This window comes from Nocardia pseudovaccinii (genome assembly GCF_050942345.1).
GTDB classification, from domain to species: Bacteria; Actinomycetota; Actinomycetes; order Mycobacteriales; family Mycobacteriaceae; genus Nocardia; species Nocardia pseudovaccinii.
Map to the genome: position 1 here is coordinate 407,425 of NZ_CP192074.1, position 18,369 is coordinate 425,793.

The window sequence follows — 18,369 nt, forward strand, 5'->3', positions numbered from 1 at the left end:
AGTCCCAGTTCACTGCACCCCCGCCTGCCGGTGAGGGGGAACGCGGTTACCCAGCCTCGCCCGCTGCCCTTAGAGTGGCCAACATGACTTACGACGTCGCGAGGGTTCGGGGCCTGATACCGTCCCTCGGCGACGGCTGGATCCACCTCGACCCGCAGGGCGGAATGCTGGTCCCGGATTCGGTATCTCGTGCCGTATCAACAGGTTTCCGGACCTCTTCGTTTTCCCATATCGGCCGCAATGGCGCCGCCGTTCGCAGTGCCGCGATTCTGGACGCGGCGCGCGAGGCCGTCGCGGATCTCGTCGGCGCTGATCCGGCGGGCGTCGTGCTCGGACCGGACCGTGCGGTTTTGCTGGCCTGGCTGGCGGAGTCGCTGAGTTCGCGGCTCGGCCTCGGCACCGGGATAGTGCTGTCGCGATTGGATGACGAGGCGAACGTCGCGCCGTGGTTGCGGATCGCGAATCGCTACGGCGCGCATGTGCGCTGGGCCGAGGTCGAGATCGAGACCTGTGAGATGCCGTCGTGGCAGTTCGAGGAATTGATCGGCCCGACCGCCCGGCTGGTCGCGCTGACCGCGGCATCGCCGATCGTCGGTTCGGCGCCCGGGGTGCGAATCGCGGCGGATCGGGTGCACGAGGTAGGTGGTCTGCTCGTCGCCGATTGCATCGGCGCCGCGCCCTATGCCCTCATCGATATCGACGAACTGAATGCCGATGTGGTCGCTTTGAGCGCGCCCGCGTGGGGTGGTCCGCAGATCGGCGCGCTGGTTTTCCGCGATCCGGCCTTCCTGGACCGTATTCCGTCGATGTCGTTGAACCCCTACGCAAAAGGCGCCGAACGCCTCGAGGTCGGCGGCCACCAATACGCCCTGCTCGCTGGCTTGACCACCTCCATCGACTTTCTCGCGGGCCTGGACGAGCGCGCCCGCGGCACCCGCCGCGAGCGCCTGGAAATCTCCATCACCTCGCTGCAGGACTACCACGATCAACTCTTCGAGCACCTGATGGACGTGCTCGACAAAATCTCCAATCTGACCGTCATCGGCCGCGCCTCCACCCGCATCCCCACCGTCAGCTTCACCATGGCGGGCATGCAAGCCGAAAAGGTAGCCGCCAAACTCGCCGACGCCCGCATCGGCACCTTGAGCGGCGTCCACGGCGGCAGCCGGTTGCTGGACGCCCTCGGCGTCAACGACGAAGGTGGCGCCGTAACCGTCGGGTTGGCCCCGTACACAACGAAATTCGAGATCGATCAACTCGGCCGCGCCCTCGCCGCCCTGGAGTGAGTCCGGGCGCTGCCGGTAGTCAGTATCGCTTCGGCTGCCCCCATTGATTGCTCGGTCGCTCCGGCATCGCGTCGCCGCCCTCGCGTGGCGCGACCGCGTCGGCCGACGCGATGAAGTCCAGATAGATCCACTGCCCGTTGGTCTCGACCGGCACCTCGATACTGGCCACCCAACGCCCGTCCACGAGCCGATGCCACGCCCGCTGCCTGGCCGCCATCCGACCGGACAAGACCAGGCCGTACTTCTTCACCCGCGCCGATACCTCGCGGGTCGGCGATCCATCGGGCGGAAGCACACGATCGATGTCGACGTAGATCGGCAGGAGCGGGGAGTACGGCCGCCAGACGTCTCGATGTCGATTATCGAACATACATTCGAGTATGACATCGATGATATGTCACGCAACTGCCCGGGGCGCATTGATCCGGAAGCGGTCAGCTGGACGCCACACCGCGAGGATAGGTCGGCTCACTCGCCTGTTGGGCGGTCGTCATAACGTTCAGCGTTGCCGAGTTCTCGGCGGCGATTGCGCCTTCGACTCGTTCGACAAGGGTCCGAAAGGCCTTGGCGTCGCCCAAGTGCTCGTACGGTCCTGTTCGGGTACGGAAGTAGACCTTCTCGTGGCCGAGTAGTTGTTCGGTCGACCGGTAATTCTTCCATTGCTCTCGATACTTGAAGACGCTCTCGAGCGAAACCGACGCCGCTACAACGAGACTGACCACCGTGACCACGACAGGTGCCCACGCGAACGGGAGGTTGACAAGCGCGGGTACAGTCACGCCGCCGCCCACTGCGAGGACCCGGATCTGCAAATGCCTGGCCTTCATCGTGACGGCTTTCTTGTCATACCAACCTTGGTACTGCTCCAAGCGATCCGTGATGTAGTCCTCCGGCGCTATCAAAGGCGGACTCGGCTCATCGGAGCGGGACTGGCCGGAGCCGAGACCTTCGGTGAGAGGCACGCCGCCAATTATCGACGAGCCGTCATGACCGCACCCGGCGATCAGGAAAAGCCGACCACCGGTTCGCAGCAGCCGTGCACCGGACTAAACCGTTGCGCTCGACTCGGTTTCTGGCGGTACGGTCGCGAAGAGCATTGCGGTTCCCAGCACCGGGAGGGCGTCCGAGAGTGTTGAGCGGCTCCGCCGATTCTATGAGTTTGCTTGCAAGACAGGGGATCTCGCGTCTGACACGACTCCGATCGAAGCTGGAGAGTGGGACTCGAGCCGAGCCCGTCGGCGCTATAGTCCCCCGCACATCTGTACGGAGAGGACACCCGATGGCTCTTTCACTGCCCGTGACATACCTGGTGGGAAGCGCCAACGCGCCGACACGACAGATCGCGATGGAGAAATTCGGCACGATGTGGGAGTATCTGCCGTCATTTCCGGAGGGTGACACGGCTTTTCCCGGTTGGATCATGCCGAGGCTGCGCAGTACCTTCGCGCTTCCTGGAATGCGGAAGGTGAAGGACGGAAACATCGAGTTGGCGTATCCGGGTATGCCCGGTTACGAGTACACCGGCGAGCGGGAGCTCGAGATTCCGCCGGTGCTGCTCGGGTATTTCGACCAAGCCGAGGCGGCCAAGCCGATTCTGGAGCGCATGATCGAGGAACGCGGCAGCAGCAAGAGCTATCAGGCGTGCATTGTCGATCCGTACGATCACGCGTACTTCGCGCTGGGTGAGGCCGGACTCGAGCAGCATTACGAGTCGTTTCGGAAACCGGCGCTGGAAGAGATCTTCGCTATTCACCGGCTTTTCGATGGCGATGTGGTGTTCCAGCTCGAGAGTCCCGGGCGCATGTTGACGATCGAAGTGATCGAGTCGGCGCAAGAGCGGGCCGCGAAAGCCGTTGAGCTGGCTTCGGATCTCGCCGCATTCGTGCGCCGGATGCCGGAGGGCGCCCGTGTCACGATCCATCTGTGCCGTGGCGACTGGGAGCACAGCACGTGGCTGAAGCAGATCAACGGGTTCGAGCCGGTTGTGCTCTTGGTCAACGCCATCGTGGCGGCATGGCCCGAGGGCAGGACGCTGCAGGGCATTCACATTCCGCTGGCAGCGGCGGACGTGCTGCCGTTCGCCGATGTGGACAACCCCGACATCTATCAGCCGTTGGAACAGCTGACCGCCGACGCGACTATCTACGCAGGCATCGTGCACGAGCAGGCGAGTCCGGACCATATCCGTTCGGCCTTGACGCAAGCGCGGAAGTATTACCCGCGTCCCTTCGGCGGGTTGAGCACATCGTGCGGTATGGCTCGGATGACCGAAGCGGAGATGGACCACGCACTGCGATTGCTGAGCGAATTGATGGTCACGACGACCGGTTGATCAGCACGGACCCGCGACGGGCGCATCGTCGACCAGACCTCGATTCAGGCGTGGGACGAAAAGCCGAATAGCGCCTGTCAGTGCGACTCTGCGCAGTCGCGCGACCACACGTGCCGCGAAGCAAGCAGGAGTCGGATACCGAAACTGGCTCTGCTCTATAGCTTTTGGCGGAGACGGAGGGATTTGAACCCCCGGTCGCTCTCGCGACGCTCGCTTTCAAGGCGAGTGCATTCGGCCGCTCTGCCACGTCTCCAGGCCAACGAGATTACCCGTTGCCGTGCGCTGTCTGCCGAGGGGTCAGTCGGAGTTGCCTATCTCGTGGTCGACGCGGGCGAAGACCTCGCCGACTATCTCGAGTTGTTCGGGACCGAGTAGGTCGATGAAGTTGCGGCGGACCGCCTCGACGTGACCGGGTGCGGCGGCCTCCAGCCGACGCATACCTTCCTCGGTGAGTTCGGCGAGTACCCCGCGGCCGTCCTCGAGACAGGTATTGCGGCGCACCATCCGCTGGGTCTCCAGGCGGCGGATCTGATGGGTGAGCCGACTGCGCGAGGACAACACGCCGTCGGCCAGCTCGCTCATGCGCAACGAACGGTCCGGGGCCTCGGAGAGCAGGACGAGGATCCGGTATTCGGCGAGGGTGAGATCTGAGTCGCGTTGCAGTTGACGGTTCAGTGCCGTCGCCAAGCGCTGATTACCGTCCATATAGGCCCGCCAGGCACGCTGCTGCGACGACGAGAGCCATTTCGGCTCGACAGGCGCGTGACTGCTCGGTTCTGGAATCACGAGTCCCATTCTATGCGCGCCTGAACTGCACAAACGCCCAACCTAGCGGTCCCGTGAAAGACCTGGACACACGATTAATCAAATCGTGAACTATGGCCCGACGGCCGAGCGGGTCAGCGCATTGTCGCGATCAATGACCGGTCGAGCTCGGCCGGATTCGCGCATCCGGACAGGCCCATGACGGAGTCGAAGTCCGCGAGCAGGACGCGCAGCGCGTGCCGCACACCCGCTCGGCCCGCGATGCCGAGACCGTATGCCCATGGGCGGCCGTAGAGCACCGCCTTCGCACCGAGCGCCAGCGCTGTGAGCATGTCCGAACCGGTGCGGATGCCGGAGTCGAACAGGATGTCCGCGCGGTCGCCGATGGTGGCGACCACGGCGGGGAGGGCATCGAGTGCGGCGATGGCGCCGTCGACCTGGCGGCCGCCGTGGTTGCTGACGACCACCGCGTCGGCACCCGCGTCGACGACTTGACGGGCGTCGTCCGGATGCAGGACGCCCTTGACCGCGATCGGCAGATCGGTCCACCCGCGGAGGTGGGCGAGGTCGGCGGGGCGCAGGGCGTGGTTGCCGAACAGGCCGCGCCAGGTGAGGATCGCGGCTCGCATCGCGTCCGCGCTCTCTTCGGGCGGCGCCGAGAGTTTCGCGCGGAAGACCGGATCCGATAGATAGTTGGCAATGCCCTTGCCGTGCAGGAACGGCAGATATGCGAGCTCGAGATCGCGGGGCCGCCAGCCGAGGCTCGGGGTGTCGACGGTGACGACAATGGCCGACGCACCCGCCCGTTCCGCGCGCTCGACGAAGGATCTGGCCAGCTCGTTATCGGCGGGCCAGTACAGCTGATACCACCAGCTACCGGCCGCCGCGCCGACGTCCTCGATGGTGGACGAGGCCGCCGTCGAGAGCACGGTGCCGACGCCGAGTTCCTTCGTGACCTCCGCGACGATCACCTCACCACCCTCGTGCAGCAGCTCCAGCACCCCGACCGGCGCGGTCAGCACCGGCGCGGCCAGTCGCGTCCCGAGCACCTCCACCGACAAATCGCGCGCACCCGGCCCCGAGGTGCCGCGCAGCATCCGCGGCACGATCCGGTGGCGGTCGAACGCGGACCGATTCGCCGCCGCCGTCCGCTCGCCCGACGCACTCCCCGCGACATACGCGAAGGCCTCCTTGCTCAGCACCTCGCGCGCCCGGTCCTCCAAACCCGCAGCCGTCAACGGCAATTCGGGCACCGCGCCACCGAGTCCACCCAGGTAGATCTCGTTCTGGAAGTCGACAAAGCTGCTCACGGCGGGAACGCTAGTCCCCCGCCCTCATCCCCGCAGGCAGCTCGGCATATTGCTGCCGCCGACGCCAACCATCCCAGCGGGACCGACGTCCGGCACTCGGGTGAGCCGCACACTCAGGCGCTGCCGGACTTCTGCTGCGTGCCTGATCTCGGGCGGCGGTTCTGCGGTGTTGTTGTGGCACCGCGAGTCATCAGGGCGGAACCTGGGCACTACCTGCCCGCGCGTGCGGCGCTTGTGGGAGCCGCATACCCGATACACGGGATGTGTGCTCGCGAGGATGGGTGGATGGGGGCAGGATGAAGCGATGCGCGCTATCGAATTGAACGGGTTCGGGGGACCCGAGGTGATGGAGTGGGGCGAGGCGGCGGATCCGGTGCCGGGGCATGGGGAGGTGCTGATCGACGTTGCCGCGGCGGGGGTCAATCGCGCGGATCTACTGCAGCGACGGGGGTTCTATCCGCCGCCGCCCGGGGCCAGTGAGGTCATGGGGTTGGAATGTTCGGGGGTCATCGCCGAAGTCGGTGACGGGGTGCGGGATTGGCATGTCGGCGATCGGGTTTGTGCGCTGCTGTCCGGCGGCGGGTATGCGGAAAAGGTCGTGGTTGCCGCGACGCAGGTGCTGCCGGTGCCCGACGGGCTCGATCTGGGTGCGGCCGCCGCGCTGCCCGAGGCGGCTGCGACGGTGTGGTCGAACCTCGCGATGACCGCCGGGCTGGACGCGGGGCAGTTGGTGCTGATCCATGGCGGCGGCAGCGGAATCGGTACGCACGCTATCCAAGTCGCGGTGAGCCAGGGCGCCCGCGTAGCGGTCACTGCGGGCTCGGCGCAGAAGCTGAAGCTGTGCCGTGAATTGGGCGCGAGCGTCCTGATCAATTACCGCGAGGACGATTTCGTCGCCGCGATCCGCGCCGAGAACGGTGCGGGCGGCCCCGGCGCCGACATCATCCTCGACATCATGGGCGCCGCCTACCTGTCCCGAAACGTCGAGGCGCTGGCACCGCACGGCCGCCTCGTGGTGATCGGCATGCAGGGCGGCGTCACCGCCGAGCTGAATCTCGGTGCGCTGCTGTCCAAATGGGGCACCATCCACGCCAACAACGTCCGCAACCGCCCCACCACCGGCCCCGGCGGCAAGGCGGCCATCATCGCCGAACTTCGCCGCCACATTTGGCCCCTCATCGCAGACGGCACCATCGCCCCGGTCATCCACGCCGAACTCCCGATCACCGAAGCCGCCGAGGCCCACCGCCTCCTGGACTCCTCCGAAACCTTCGGCAAGGTGGTCCTGAACGTCCGGGAGGCCTGAACGATGGCCCGAAAGCAGCCGCAGCTCCGCTGAGCGACAGCCCCGCCCCGCACTGCTTCGAGGATGGCGGGGCTTGTGCGTGCAGGGGTGTCCACACCCAGTGAGCCTGCGGAAGTGCTCATGAATTGGGCTGTGTGAGGCCAGAATTGATGGATGACTGAGCTCGCGTTGACGGCGGATCGGCGGGACGAACTGGCGGCGTTGCTCGGTGATGAGGAGCGGCTTCGCAGCGAGTACCCGAAGGTGGCGGAGTACTCGGATACCGCGCCCATGCTGTCGGGAACCGGGGATGATCGGGCCGACGCCGCGTTCGATTTGCGGTTCGTGCACTACCTGACCGGTGGCCGGTCGGTCAGCGCGAATCCGTACTGGGAGATCGTCGCGCCGTCGGTGTACGAGTACGAAGGCCGACGTGTGGTGAACGGCGGTCGGGCGAAGGGCAGCGTGCGGCTGGGGTTCGCCCAGACAATCTTGCAGGCCGCCTACGCATACGCCATCCCGTCTCCGGAGACGGTTGAGTGGGTGGCTCAGTTCTGCGATGACCGCAAGGTGGTCGAACTGGGTGCCGGGCGCGGGTATTGGGCGGCCCAGCTGACCCAGGCGGGAGTTGGCGTCGACGCATACGACTCGGAACCGCCGGACAAGACGGAGAATGTGTCGTTTCTCGGTGCAGCCGGTCAGTCGGACGTGTGGCATGGAGTCGGGGATCTCGATGCGTTCGCTGCGCGTCCCAACGGCGGCACGGACGATGTGCTGTTCCTCTGCTGGCCGCCTGGCTGGGGCGAGACGATGGCGTCCGACGCGCTTGCCGCATTCGAGGCCGCAGGTGGCGAACGGCTGGTCTACATCGGAGAGCCGAAAGGCGGAAAGACCGGTGACGACGCGTTCTTCGATGGGCTCGCCGCGCGCTGGGAACTGAAATCCGAAGATGCGCAGTTCGTTTCGTGGTGGAACCTGGCCGACCGCGCACAAGGTTGGGTTCGTCGCTGATGTCCGCCCGCAGCTGCATGATCTCCGGAATTCCTGCGCCACGCTGTTATTCGCGATGGGCGTGGACGCGGTGACAGTTAGGCACGCGCTGCCAGGGTTTCCGTCAACATGTTCGATCGTCCGGGCGGCGATGTTCGTGTTATCGGGGCGGCTTCTTTGCTTCGGCCGGGGGACAAGCTGGACGTCCACATCGCTGTCGAGGTGAGTGACTGGACTGCCGGTCTGAGTGAGATGTGGGTGACATGGACACCACCCCCGATTCGCCGTCGACGTGTCCAGACGTCCCATGGGTTTCGCTTGAACCTGCGTCTGGAATGCGGCGCGGACGTACACGAAGAGATCGAGAAGCTTCAGCGCAAGAAGAAGAAAAAGCAAGGCTGAGCGAATGCGACCTACGCAAATGATCAGCGCACAGCTCGACCACCAACAACGGACAGCCGGTGCCGGATGACCGTCCGGGGGCGAAGCCCTCCGGCCAGACAGGGGGTCCGGGGGCGAAGCCCTCCGGGGTCGGGGTGTGGGGGTTCCACCCCCACAAAACATGACGAAACGAGCAATGGCTCACGCTCTCCGTGAGCATGAGCCATCCGCGAGTGAAGTGCGCCCGAAGGGATTCGAACCCCTAACCTTCTGTTAAGGGTTCGGGGTTTTTCTGTGTTCACCCCTGATCATCTGCAATCCTACGTGACTGCCTTACCTGCGGTTATGTCGAAATGTACTGCATGCTTGATCACCCAGAATCACAGGCAGTCACCCGGAAAGTTTGGGGTAATTTTGGGATGGGTTGAGTCTGCATCGCTCCTGTGACGCAATCCAAACGGTTTTCCGTTCCCACTGAGCGTCCTAGCCACCGCACCCGACGCGAGTCGCGCCGCGGTTGCTACTCACCAATCACAGCCACCGTTTGGACATCGGGGGATATGCGGTGTCCCAACGCCTGAGCGCCAAGCCGACCCCGTTCATAAGACGGCAGTTGCCGAAAGGGCGCGAGTACAGCATGGAGAACCAGGAAGATGCGGACGAATACGGGTTCAATGGGCTGTGCGCGGCGGCAAAACGTCTGAAGCTGCCGGTACCCGAACCGTGACCGCGGAGTCTCGGTGGGCAGGGCCGCGAACCTCTGTTTTCCTCTTGCCCGACGACGGCATCAAGCGCTGGGTCTATCCGCGAATGATGATCTCGATGGCGCCGGTCTCGACCCCGTAGGTGGCCGCCAGCCCGGCCTTGGCCTGCACGATCGTCAGACCCATTGCCGGTGCTGGTGCTGTGCTCGGCTGAGCCGGAGCGGCCGGGTCGGGCATCTCCACGAAATCCACGCTGTCGAGGCTGATTCCCCGTTCTTCGAGCGAGGTATAGCGGACGGGGTTCCGCCAACCTCCCCAGGCGTTCGGAGCCTCGATGAGCGCGTACTCGCTGACCCGGATCATCCACCGTTCGGGTAGCGGCTCGTACACCGCTGGGATGATGCGCGAGATGCGTCCGAGGAGGAACCCGCTTCCGTGAGACTGGTTTGCGTCGAACTGCTCGCCCGGGTTGTGACGGTTCTGGGTGACCAGGAGCCACTCACATCGCCTGGCGCGCACGATATCCAGCCTCCATGCCTCCGATCCTCCTTCGCGGATGATCCGCTGGGGGCTCTTGGCGGTGAAAACGACGATGGTGTCCTCTTGGGCCATGCCGTCACTGTAATGTAGTTGTAGAAACATTGATAGTAACTATCTGGAAAGTATCCGCTACAGTGGGTCTGAACGCCTACCAAGTCGGTCTCTCACAGCCGCCCGCGTGCAGCTCGTCCGGCAGGCGTTGCCGCGGCCCACGCGGGGACCGCAACGCCGGGATAGCTATCACCAGGGTTGGAGCGCCTGCGAATCGTGGGCTACCCATTCGACGAGTACCACCCCGATGCAGCCGCCGCCACACCCCGGCTTCTGTCCACGCCGTGAACCGGCGTGCACCGTCCGCGGCGTCACCCCGAACGGACGGCGGCAGCATCCGCCAGGCACAACCGCTGGCCAGCACGTATGAACACCGCCCGCTGATCCACGGGGGCCACACCACCGCCCTGCGGACGCGGATTGGACTCCGGCAGCAGCGGCTCGATCAGCTCCCACAGCTCGTTCGATACCAACTGCCGCGACAACGCATCCACCACGACCGAACATCATGCAACACAGCAAGTTTCAGAGCAGACACATCGAACTACATACATGTGAGACACGGTCTATATGGACCGAATCACGGGGTTCCGTCAACCCGCAGCTGCAGCGGCGGGCAACGAATGAGTCCTGTTGATAGGCGTTGATGTAAACCCGTTGCTTCAGGGGGCAATTAGTACTATTTTGGCCGAGGCGAGGGATCGACATCTGTACTGTGACAGACAGAATGTGACACCTTAGCCTCGATCCGTGGACGTAATCAGTGGTGGGCCGTCCCCGGAATAGGGAAAGTGCCTTCCGAGCTGCGATGATTGGTGTTCTCACGCATCAATCGTTGCAAGATCGGAAAGACACTTTCAGTGCGATTGTTTCACACGTTCGCCGAGGGCTCGGCAGTGTTCGATGACGACAATCTCGTCTCGGTGGCTGGGCTGGTCCCGGTGATGACGTTGGCCGAGCAAACGGGCCTGACCAGCATGTTGGCTGACAAGGTCGCCATAGCTTCGCCGCGGATCACTTCCGGGTCGGCCAACCCGGCCCCGAAACTGGCCACGCTGATCGCCGGGATGTGCGCGGGTGCGGACAGTATCGATGACATCGACCTGCTGCGCAGCGGCGGGATGGGGCACCTGTTCGGTGGTGTGTATGCGCCCTCGACGGTGGGAACTCTGTTGCGCGAGTTCAGCTTTGGTCATGCCAAGCAGTTGGAGTCGGTGATGCGCGAGCACCTGTCCGCGCTGGCCGCCCGTACCGATCTGCTGCCCGGCGCGCAGACACGGTGTTTCGTCGATATCGATTCGCTGCTGCGCCCGGTCTATGGCAAGCAGAAGCAGGGCGCGTCCTACGGGCATGCGAAGATCGCCGGGAAACAGGTTCTCCGCAAAGGGCTTTCACCCCTGGCGGCCACGCTCAGCACCGACCTCGCGGCACCGGTTGTTGCCGGGATGCGGTTACGCGCCGGGAAAACCGGCTCCGGCAAAGGAGCTGGGTCGATGGTCACAGAAGCGATCGGCGTCGCCCGCGCCGCCGGGGCCACCGGCACCATCGTGGTGCGCGGGGATTCGGCCTATGGCAACCGCAGGGTCGTGCGCGCAGCGCTGCGGGCTGGGGCACTGTTCTCGCTGGTGCTGACCAAGAACGCGGCCGTGAAGAAAGCGATCGCCTCGATTCCCGATGACGCGTGGACCCCGGTGCGCTATCCCGGTGCGGTCCGCGACCCCGACACAGGCGAGTGGATCTCCGACGCCGAGGTCGCCGAAACCTCCTACACCGCTTTTGCTTCCACCAAGGACCGCGTCACCGCCCGGCTGATCGTGCGGCGGGTGAAAGACGCCCGCTACCCCGACGCGCTGTTCCCTGTGTGGCGTCACCACCCCTTCCTGACCAACTCGCAAGAGCCGGTTGCCGATGCCGACATCACCCACCGCAAACACGCCGTCATCGAGACCGTTTTCGCCGACCTCATCGACGGTCCCCTGGCCCATATGCCGTCCGGGAAATTCGGTGCCAACTCCGCCTGGGTGATCTGCGCTGGGATCGCCCATAACCTGCTGCGCGCTGCCGGAACCCTCGCCGGCGGCAACCACCGCCGCGCCCGCGCAGCTACCTTGCGCCGCAAAATCGTCAACATCCCCGCCCGACTGGCCCGCCCGCAACGTCGGCCGATTCTGCATCTGCCCACCCACTGGCCCTGGGTCGAGCCATGGCTCATGTTGTGGCACAACACGATCGGCTACACACCGCCACAACCCGTCACTACCTGACCACCCGGCCAGAACCGGCCCGAACCGAGATCCACGTGGAAATGCTGGGCAGACCAGCGGCTACCTCATACCCGAAACCCGCTGGTCTGCGCGCCTCCGGCGCGCAGACCAGCCCGAAACCCGAGTCCATGGATCGAGGCTTAGAGAGAATACTCTGGAAATGTAGTATGTTAACGCGGTGTTCAAGTGAGGGGATCCACCCGTGATCGCGCGGATGCAGATGACGAACTATAAGGGCTTCGAGAAGTTCTCGCTTAAATTTGCGAGTGATGCGTCAATCTTGGTAGGCCCGAACAATGCGGGTAAGAGTACCGCCATCGGCGCATTGCGTTTGTGTGCCCAGTTGCTTTCTCATGCCAAGCTGCGAAATACCGATGCTGTCGTGCAAGACAAATTACGAGGAAGAAGTGTTCGCGCTTATCGTATTTCAATCGCTTCGAGCGGTTTTACCGATGAGAATGTCGCACACGAATTCCGTGACGTAGAATCTCGGGTTGAGTTGCACTTCAAGAACAAGGCAGCTCTCTATGCCGTATGGCCCTTGGGCGAGGATTTCTTTCCGTATTTTTATCTCGAGCAGATTCCTGGTGCCCAACCGCCGTCGATTAGTGTAATAAAGAATTTTTACCCGACGATCGGTGTTGTTCAGACCCTAACTCCAGTCGAGCATCGCGAGGTTGTACTCTCGCCAAAGTACGTCCGCGATAATCTAGGAACGCGTCTGGCAAGTAAACACTTCCGCAACCAGCTGTACCAGATGGAGCTAGCGGATTCTTTGGAGTATAGAGAGTTCTGTTCCTATCTAATCGAGAACAGTCCTGAGATTACGAGGGTCGAACTTGTAAAATCACATATGGGCGAGCCCGAGTTAGATCTTTACTTCAACGAGGCACAGTCTAAGGTAGAGAAAGAGTTATACTGGGCTGGGGACGGTATGCAGATATGGCTTCAGCTGCTATTTCATATATGGCGACATCGCGGGGTATCCTCGCTAATTTTAGATGAGCCGGATGTATTCCTTCATCCTGATCTCCAGCGTCGGTTGGTTAAGATTTTGGAGGGGTGCGATTCACAGGTCATAATGGCGACGCACGCGCCCGAAATTTTGGCTGAATCAAATCGCGACTCGGTCGTCATTATCGATAGGAACAGAAAATCCTCGAAGCGAATCGGCAGCGATTCTGAGCTGTCTGGGCTAAATGACTCGCTTGGCTCTGGGTTCAATCTGAGGCTTGCAAAAGTGCTACGGTCGCGCGTGGCGCTATTCGTTGAGGGTCACGATATGAAAATTCTGTCAAACATCGCGAAGACACTTGGTGCACGAAAATTTCATCGAGAGTCCGGGTTGACTATTGTTTCCATGGGCGGGTCCTCTAAGCGTCGTTTGGCTGAATCATTTGGTTGGCTGAACACCACAGTTCTGGATTCTTCCGTGGATGTATCGGTAATACTAGATCGAGACTATTTGAGCGATTCGTCGGTCAAAGCTATCGCTGACGAATTCAAAAGGCAAGGAGTTTCGGCACATATCTGGAGCCGGAATGAGATCGAGAGCTATCTAGTCTCCCCGTCCGCAATCTCAAGGTTGACCGGCCTGGCGATCGGCGAGGTCGAAATCCTCGTTGAGGAATCAGTCCAGACATTAAAAGGGGGAGTATTCGCGGAAATTTTGGCACGAGAGCAGGCTGCTGACCATCCGAAAGGCATCCACCTTGCGACAACATACTCTCGCGTCCAGGCGGAGTTCGATAAATATTGGACAGACGGGACGTGGCGGCGCGGCATCGTTCCGGGCAAAGACTTGATTAGTGCCATCAATATCAAACTGCAGGCTGGCGGGTATAAAGCAGTCAGCGCGCGCGCCTTGTCCGTAAGTTTGCGGAAGAGTGAGATACCGGACGAGATGGCGCAAGTAATACTCGGTATTGAGGCCCGTTTGAGCTAACGTTATGCATGTTCGTCGACTTGGTTTGGCACACGGGCGCGAAGCTTGCTGCTTGCCGTTCTGCAGTCGCACGGCAGACTGAGACGAAGTTGGCCGTACGTTGCGATCATCTAATTCCCGAGCGGCGGGTCACCGCTGTCGCGTCTGTTTATCACCGAAGCGACCTAGGCACGGACGCAGTGAGTAGCACGATCACGATTCCCGGGACAAGCAGTCCGAGGATGAAGCTTGGTACCATGACGATGAGATCGGGGCCTTGCAGCGATTGCGCGGATGCCAGCGAGATGAATCCTGTGAAGTAAGCCGCACAAGGCGTAGACCACAATGGCGTACGTGGCGAATGGCAGGTACCTCGGTTTCTGGAGTTGGGCTCCTACACCGACTTTCCGGTATGTCCTCCATCCTGCCAATAGCCCAGCTGATACTACGAGGGCAACGCCTGTATGTTGTGGCCGTGCTATCCATGTCCACGTCCCTGATACGCCGCCTTGAAGTAGTCGAGGGTCGTTGCGATCAGCAGCGGTATCACCCCGAGGACAATCACGAGGACACTCAGGCCTGACTTGCACCGTTTAGTGTGCCAATGCCGTTCAGGTGTAGGGGATTTCGAGGTTTTCGAGGATGGTGATGGCGTCGGTTGTGAGGGGATCGGCGGCGGTGTGGGGTTGTCCGGCGATGGTGAGAGTGATCTCTTGGAGTGGCCGTAGGGTGCGGATGAGTTTCTGGATCGATGTGCCGGCGTGGTCTTGGAGGTAGCGGGCGATGGCGAGGGCGGTGAACACGATGGTCAGGTGGGCCTCGATCGCGTCGCGGGTGTGGTGGAACATCGGTCGTGCCCGCAGGTCTGTTTTCGACATGCGGAATGATTGTTCGACGTGCCATAGATCGTGATATTTGCCGATCACCTCGGTCGCGGTCATGACCGTGACGGGCAGGTTGGTGACGTAGCCCTTGAGCCCGACCAAGGATCGGGCGCGCTCGAGACTGGCCTGGTCGAGGGTGCGGGCGTCGCCGCGGAGGGTGACGAAGCGGGTTGTTTTGGCGGGTGTAGTGCCGTCGATGACGGCGCGGGCGCGGGTTTCCTGGGCGTTGAGGGTCCGGTTGTCGCGGACGGCTCGTTTGGTCGAGTACTGCCAGACCGCCCGCCATGCCTTCGGTGCGCTTCTGGTTCCCAGACCGGTTCCGCGCGTGTGGACTTCGAGTTCACGGTGCTCTTGGCGTGTCGTGGGGTGAGGGTGTCGATGATCTGTCCATCGGTGAAGAGGTCACCGTGCCAATGGAAATGCGAGGCCAGGTCACCGGGGGCCTTGGTGACGCGCGAACCGACGATGAACGAGCACCCGGCCGCGTCGAGGTCGTTGAGGTTGGTCGCGGACAGCATGCCGGCGTCGGCGGCGATCACCATCGGTGTGTCCTGGAGGCCGTGGCGAGCCCGGAACCGTTCGATGATCGGGACGATGGTGGTGGTTTCTCGGTGTTTCCTTCGAAACAACCTATTTCCAAGGGGAATCCGGCGCGGTCGACGAGTAGGCCGACCACGATCTGCGGGTCGGCCTTGATGGTGGCATCTCGAAGCAGGCGGAGTAGTTCGAACACAACAAGGTATTCATTCAGTCCCCTTGCTACGCATGGGATTCTCCAGGACACCCTCTGTGGGGCGGCTGCGGTTACCGTCATGATCAGCACAACTGATGTCGGTACCTGCCTGGTCGGGGGCATGTATGGCGCGCGCCCAGGATCGCGGATTCGACCGCTGAGCCCCCTGGACAGCGCAGGGATAATTGAAAGATGCTGCGTGTCTACCTCGATCAGGCGAAGTGGATCGACCTGTCCAAATGTCGAGTGGGGCATCACCAGGGCACGAAGTTTCAGGACGTGTACGACCTCGCCTCCGAGGCGGTGTCGCGAGGGTATGCGTCGTTCGTGCTGTCCTGCGCGCACTACTACGAAACACAGAGTCGTGAGAAATCCACGAGTCGCCTCGATCTGGCGTGGACGATGGCCCTGCTTTCGAAGTTCCATTGCATCGCGCCCGTCCAAGTGGTCGTCCCCGCGGAGATCGAGCATTTCTTGACCGGCGAGGCCGTCACCGCGCAGGTGAACTTGTTCGGCGTCGGGATGAATCACGCCTTCAACACGAATGTCGACCTGGGCCACCTCGACCCTTCGATACTCGGTGCCTTCCCGCCCGGATGGCGCGCTGCGGTGGCCGAGGCCCGCGAGTGGGTCGCGGAGTTGTTCGTCCTCGGGTCGCCGCCTACGCCGACCCACTCCGATCGGTTGATGCTAGAAACTGCCCGCACGATCCGGGATGGCGCGCAGAAGTTCGTCGACGCGCAGACCACGCTCAGTGATCACCTCAGAACACAGAATCTGCGCCATCGCCTCAACGACTACGCGATCACCAGCGAAATAGCCGACTTCATCGACCCGCTCATGGAGCGCTGTCAGCGCCACGGAATCTCCATGGACGAGGTGTTCCGCGATAAGGAAACTATCCGAGAGCTGCTGCAAAGAATCCCAAGTCGTTGGGTATCCAGCGAGTTGCGACGGGTGCGGCTCCGCAACCCGCAGCAGCCGTGGACGAAGAACGACCTCAACGACATCCTGGCGTTGTCGATAGCCGTTCCCTACTGCGACGTCGTGGTGACGGAACGGCAATGGTCCAGGCATATCAATCACCTCGGACTTGCTGAGCAGTACGGCACCACCGTGCTGCACGACCTCACCGAACTCACCGAGGTGCTTGTTACGGCTTCCACCACGGCGTCCTGACCGCGGTCTTCTAGCTTGGGCGCGCTCTGGCCGCGAGCGCTCCGTCCGGTGAGGCGCCCAGGCGGTCGACGATCTTCGGCGAACGACTCCGTCAGACCGAGATAGCGTCATTTTGGTGACCTCGTACTCGTCGATGGCCCAGCTCGGCCTCCAGCTGCGCCATCGACCGCGCCACCGGCCGTGGGCTGCGTCGCAACCAAGACCTCGAGGGGCGGCGGCTCTCGTCCCAGACGTGCGCCAGCCGGTCTTCACTGTCCTGATCCCAGTAGGGCAGGCTCCTGTTCTCGTGCGCCTTGCGGGCCACCGATTCCCAGTCGTAGCCGGATCGCGGTAGAACTTCTCCCGGAGCCGCTTCCACGCCGCGCTGACGCTCGGACTGTGCCTGCCCGGCCAGATACCTGGCCCGAGACTAGACTGCCGAGATCGTCCTACCAGCCGCTTTCGCCACCTCAGCGTCGGACAGGCCTGCGGATAGCCCGCCCGCGATGATGCGTTAGTCCTGATCGGTCCACTCGTCGCAGTGGCGTGGAAGTTCATTCGATGTCATGGCGCGGCCCCCTGAAAACCGTTCGTACGGCTGGTATCCCGAGAAACATCGTCGCACCCGACACCGACATCAGGGATGAGTACGGCCCTGGTGCTTCGGTATCCGGGATCTATCTGCACCAGGCGGTAGCCCCGCAAAACCGCGTGTTCGGGCGGTGAGGAATTGGTCATGCTTTACCAAGTACAGGAATCTACCAGCGAGAGGGCGCCCGGTTTGTCAAGGAAGAAGTACGGACGGAAGAACCCGAATAGGCCGCCAAAGCCCCCACGTCCCCCCAAGAAGCAGCGGCAACCACTGCCGGAGTTGCAGGTTGAACCGAGACGAAGAAGTGGTGACACGCTTGTGACCAACTGGATCACTCACCAGGATTCGATCTTGCCCGTGCCTCTGAAGTTCAAGCCGCCGCTGATCGAACGAGCTACCGATCCGTCGACTTTCGAATACAACTGGCAGCATCTCACCTACGCCTTCGACCTGCCCGATCCGACAGAGTTTCCGGCGTTTACGCAGCCAGTCGAACAGGCGGATCGACGGAACCTGATGCGATTCGTCCAAGTCTGCGAGAAGACCTCGACCTATAGCGTCGTCAGCCACAAAGGCGGCCTCACTCTGTCCATGGAGGGCGGCGATACGAACCTGATCTTCGACCGCGTCGAGGATGAGGTGGCCGTCGGGTTCTCGGTGAGGTTCCGGCAGTTGCACAGCTCAAGCGCCGGCGATCCCGACTTCTCGAATGTGGCGAACATTCTCGCGAAGTACGCAAAGCAGGAGACCGGGGTGGATGCCGAGAAGCGTATGGGGATCATCGCGGAGTGGCGAAGAGCTCGCGGCCAGCTGATGAACCGACCACTCCTGAATATCGTGTGCCGGATGGTCCTTGAGAAGAACGGCTGCCGACCAGACCAGATTGAGAAGCAGGAGATGTACGGGGATGTGAACCCGACCGACATCATCAACCTGTTCAACTACGGCGAACTGATTCACTTCGGCAAACGAAGCGAAGACTACGACGAGCTCGCCGACGATCCTGACCAGGAAGGCATCCAGCACCACAACTTCATGGTTTCGATGCTCGGGCTGATCCACCTGTACTTCGGGTTCTCTCGCGTAATCCTCGCCGCGCTCGGGACAGGTACGTCTTCCTCGTGAACTGCCAGCGGGAGGGCCGACTGAAACAGCATCGCTCCTGCAGCG

Annotated in this window: 18 protein-coding genes and 1 tRNA gene; 10 read left to right on the plus strand and 9 right to left on the minus strand. The window is 62.5% G+C overall.

The genetic code is table 11. The features are described from left to right. Nucleotides 1–83 precede the first annotated feature (83 nt). Nucleotides 84–1,286, plus strand: coding sequence for a cysteine desulfurase-like protein (locus ACQPZ2_RS01900; protein ID WP_063039776.1), 1,203 nt, complete (start codon nucleotides 84–86; stop codon nucleotides 1,284–1,286). 19 nt (nucleotides 1,287–1,305) lie between these two features. Here the strand turns inward: ACQPZ2_RS01900 and ACQPZ2_RS01905 are convergent, their stop codons facing one another. Both ACQPZ2_RS01905 and ACQPZ2_RS01910 read right to left on the minus strand, forming a co-directional pair. Continuing rightward, nucleotides 1,306–1,656 carry a hypothetical protein gene (locus ACQPZ2_RS01905; protein WP_433524018.1) on the minus strand — a complete coding sequence of 117 codons (351 nt, stop codon included), beginning with the start codon at nucleotides 1,654–1,656 and terminating at the stop codon, nucleotides 1,306–1,308. A gap of 64 nt (nucleotides 1,657–1,720) precedes the next feature. Beyond that, entirely contained in the window at nucleotides 1,721–2,248 is a 528-nt protein-coding gene (locus ACQPZ2_RS01910) for a DUF4231 domain-containing protein (RefSeq protein WP_433524019.1), read from the minus strand. Nucleotides 2,249–2,565: 317 nt separating this feature from the next. Between ACQPZ2_RS01910 and ACQPZ2_RS01915 the strand changes: the two genes are divergently transcribed. Then, entirely contained in the window at nucleotides 2,566–3,618 is a 1,053-nt protein-coding gene (locus tag ACQPZ2_RS01915) for a hypothetical protein (protein WP_433524020.1), read from the plus strand. A gap of 165 nt (nucleotides 3,619–3,783) precedes the next feature. Here the strand turns inward: ACQPZ2_RS01915 and ACQPZ2_RS01920 are convergent. The 3 genes from ACQPZ2_RS01920 to ACQPZ2_RS01930 form a co-directional block, all read right to left on the minus strand. Next, a tRNA-Ser gene (locus ACQPZ2_RS01920) sits at nucleotides 3,784–3,871 on the minus strand. A 44-nt stretch (nucleotides 3,872–3,915) separates the two neighbouring features. Further along, the gene (locus ACQPZ2_RS01925; RefSeq protein WP_306306451.1) at nucleotides 3,916–4,323 is read right to left on the minus strand and encodes a MarR family winged helix-turn-helix transcriptional regulator; all 408 of its coding nucleotides are present in this window, start codon (nucleotides 4,321–4,323) and stop codon (nucleotides 3,916–3,918) included. A gap of 194 nt (nucleotides 4,324–4,517) precedes the next feature. Further along, on the minus strand, nucleotides 4,518–5,693 hold the full coding sequence (locus tag ACQPZ2_RS01930; protein WP_433524021.1) for a lactate 2-monooxygenase: 1,176 nt from the start codon (nucleotides 5,691–5,693) through the stop codon (nucleotides 4,518–4,520). 304 nt (nucleotides 5,694–5,997) lie between these two features. On the opposite strand from ACQPZ2_RS01930, the gene ACQPZ2_RS01935 reads away from it, so the two are divergent. The 4 genes from ACQPZ2_RS01935 (at nucleotide 5,998) to ACQPZ2_RS01950 (ending at nucleotide 9,076) form a co-directional block, all read left to right on the plus strand. Continuing rightward, the gene (locus ACQPZ2_RS01935; RefSeq protein WP_433524022.1) at nucleotides 5,998–6,999 is read left to right on the plus strand and encodes an NAD(P)H-quinone oxidoreductase; all 1,002 of its coding nucleotides are present in this window, start codon (nucleotides 5,998–6,000) and stop codon (nucleotides 6,997–6,999) included. Nucleotides 7,000–7,152: 153 nt separating this feature from the next. Beyond that, a complete protein-coding gene (locus ACQPZ2_RS01940; RefSeq protein WP_433524023.1) occupies nucleotides 7,153–7,989 on the plus strand; it encodes a hypothetical protein in 837 nt (278 codons plus the stop codon). 108 nt (nucleotides 7,990–8,097) lie between these two features. Further along, the gene (locus ACQPZ2_RS01945; protein WP_433524024.1) at nucleotides 8,098–8,370 is read left to right on the plus strand and encodes a hypothetical protein; all 273 of its coding nucleotides are present in this window, start codon (nucleotides 8,098–8,100) and stop codon (nucleotides 8,368–8,370) included. 544 nt (nucleotides 8,371–8,914) lie between these two features. Next, nucleotides 8,915–9,076, plus strand: a complete 162-nt coding sequence (locus ACQPZ2_RS01950; protein WP_433524025.1) for a hypothetical protein — start codon at nucleotides 8,915–8,917, stop codon at nucleotides 9,074–9,076. Nucleotides 9,077–9,149: 73 nt separating this feature from the next. On the opposite strand, the gene ACQPZ2_RS01955 is transcribed toward ACQPZ2_RS01950, so the two are convergent. The 3 genes from ACQPZ2_RS01955 to ACQPZ2_RS01965 all read right to left on the minus strand — a co-directional run bounded on the left by ACQPZ2_RS01955 (nucleotide 9,150) and on the right by ACQPZ2_RS01965 (nucleotide 10,141). Next, entirely contained in the window at nucleotides 9,150–9,665 is a 516-nt protein-coding gene (locus ACQPZ2_RS01955) for a hypothetical protein (protein ID WP_433524026.1), read from the minus strand. 76 nt (nucleotides 9,666–9,741) lie between these two features. Continuing rightward, complete coding sequence (locus tag ACQPZ2_RS01960; protein ID WP_433524027.1) at nucleotides 9,742–9,981, minus strand: hypothetical protein; 240 nt, start codon at nucleotides 9,979–9,981, stop codon at nucleotides 9,742–9,744. After that, nucleotides 9,956–10,141 (minus strand): hypothetical protein, encoded by a 186-nt coding sequence (locus tag ACQPZ2_RS01965; RefSeq protein ID WP_433524028.1) that lies wholly within the window; start codon nucleotides 10,139–10,141, stop codon nucleotides 9,956–9,958. Before ACQPZ2_RS01965 ends, ACQPZ2_RS01960 begins: the two co-directional genes overlap by 26 nt. 363 nt (nucleotides 10,142–10,504) lie before the next feature. Here ACQPZ2_RS01965 and ACQPZ2_RS01970 point away from each other — a divergent pair, with 363 nt between their 5' ends. Together ACQPZ2_RS01970 and ACQPZ2_RS01975 are read left to right on the plus strand one after the other, a co-directional pair. Beyond that, the gene (locus ACQPZ2_RS01970) at nucleotides 10,505–11,908 is read left to right on the plus strand and encodes an IS1380 family transposase (protein ID WP_433522759.1); all 1,404 of its coding nucleotides are present in this window, start codon (nucleotides 10,505–10,507) and stop codon (nucleotides 11,906–11,908) included. Between the two features lie 202 nt (nucleotides 11,909–12,110). Then, entirely contained in the window at nucleotides 12,111–13,853 is a 1,743-nt protein-coding gene (locus ACQPZ2_RS01975; RefSeq protein ID WP_433524029.1) for an ATP-dependent nuclease, read from the plus strand. A 590-nt stretch (nucleotides 13,854–14,443) separates the two neighbouring features. Here the strand turns inward: ACQPZ2_RS01975 and ACQPZ2_RS01980 are convergent. Then, nucleotides 14,444–15,028: an IS1634 family transposase gene (locus tag ACQPZ2_RS01980; RefSeq protein WP_433527717.1), complete on the minus strand. Its 585-nt coding sequence runs from the start codon at nucleotides 15,026–15,028 to the stop codon at nucleotides 14,444–14,446. Between the two features lie 613 nt (nucleotides 15,029–15,641). On the opposite strand from ACQPZ2_RS01980, the gene ACQPZ2_RS01985 reads away from it, so the two are divergent. Together ACQPZ2_RS01985 and ACQPZ2_RS01990 are read left to right on the plus strand one after the other, a co-directional pair. After that, nucleotides 15,642–16,628 (plus strand): hypothetical protein, encoded by a 987-nt coding sequence (locus tag ACQPZ2_RS01985; RefSeq protein WP_433524030.1) that lies wholly within the window; start codon nucleotides 15,642–15,644, stop codon nucleotides 16,626–16,628. An 889-nt stretch (nucleotides 16,629–17,517) separates the two neighbouring features. Next, nucleotides 17,518–18,324 carry a hypothetical protein gene (locus ACQPZ2_RS01990; protein ID WP_433524031.1) on the plus strand — a complete coding sequence of 269 codons (807 nt, stop codon included), beginning with the start codon at nucleotides 17,518–17,520 and terminating at the stop codon, nucleotides 18,322–18,324. Nucleotides 18,325–18,369: the final 45 nt, after the last annotated feature.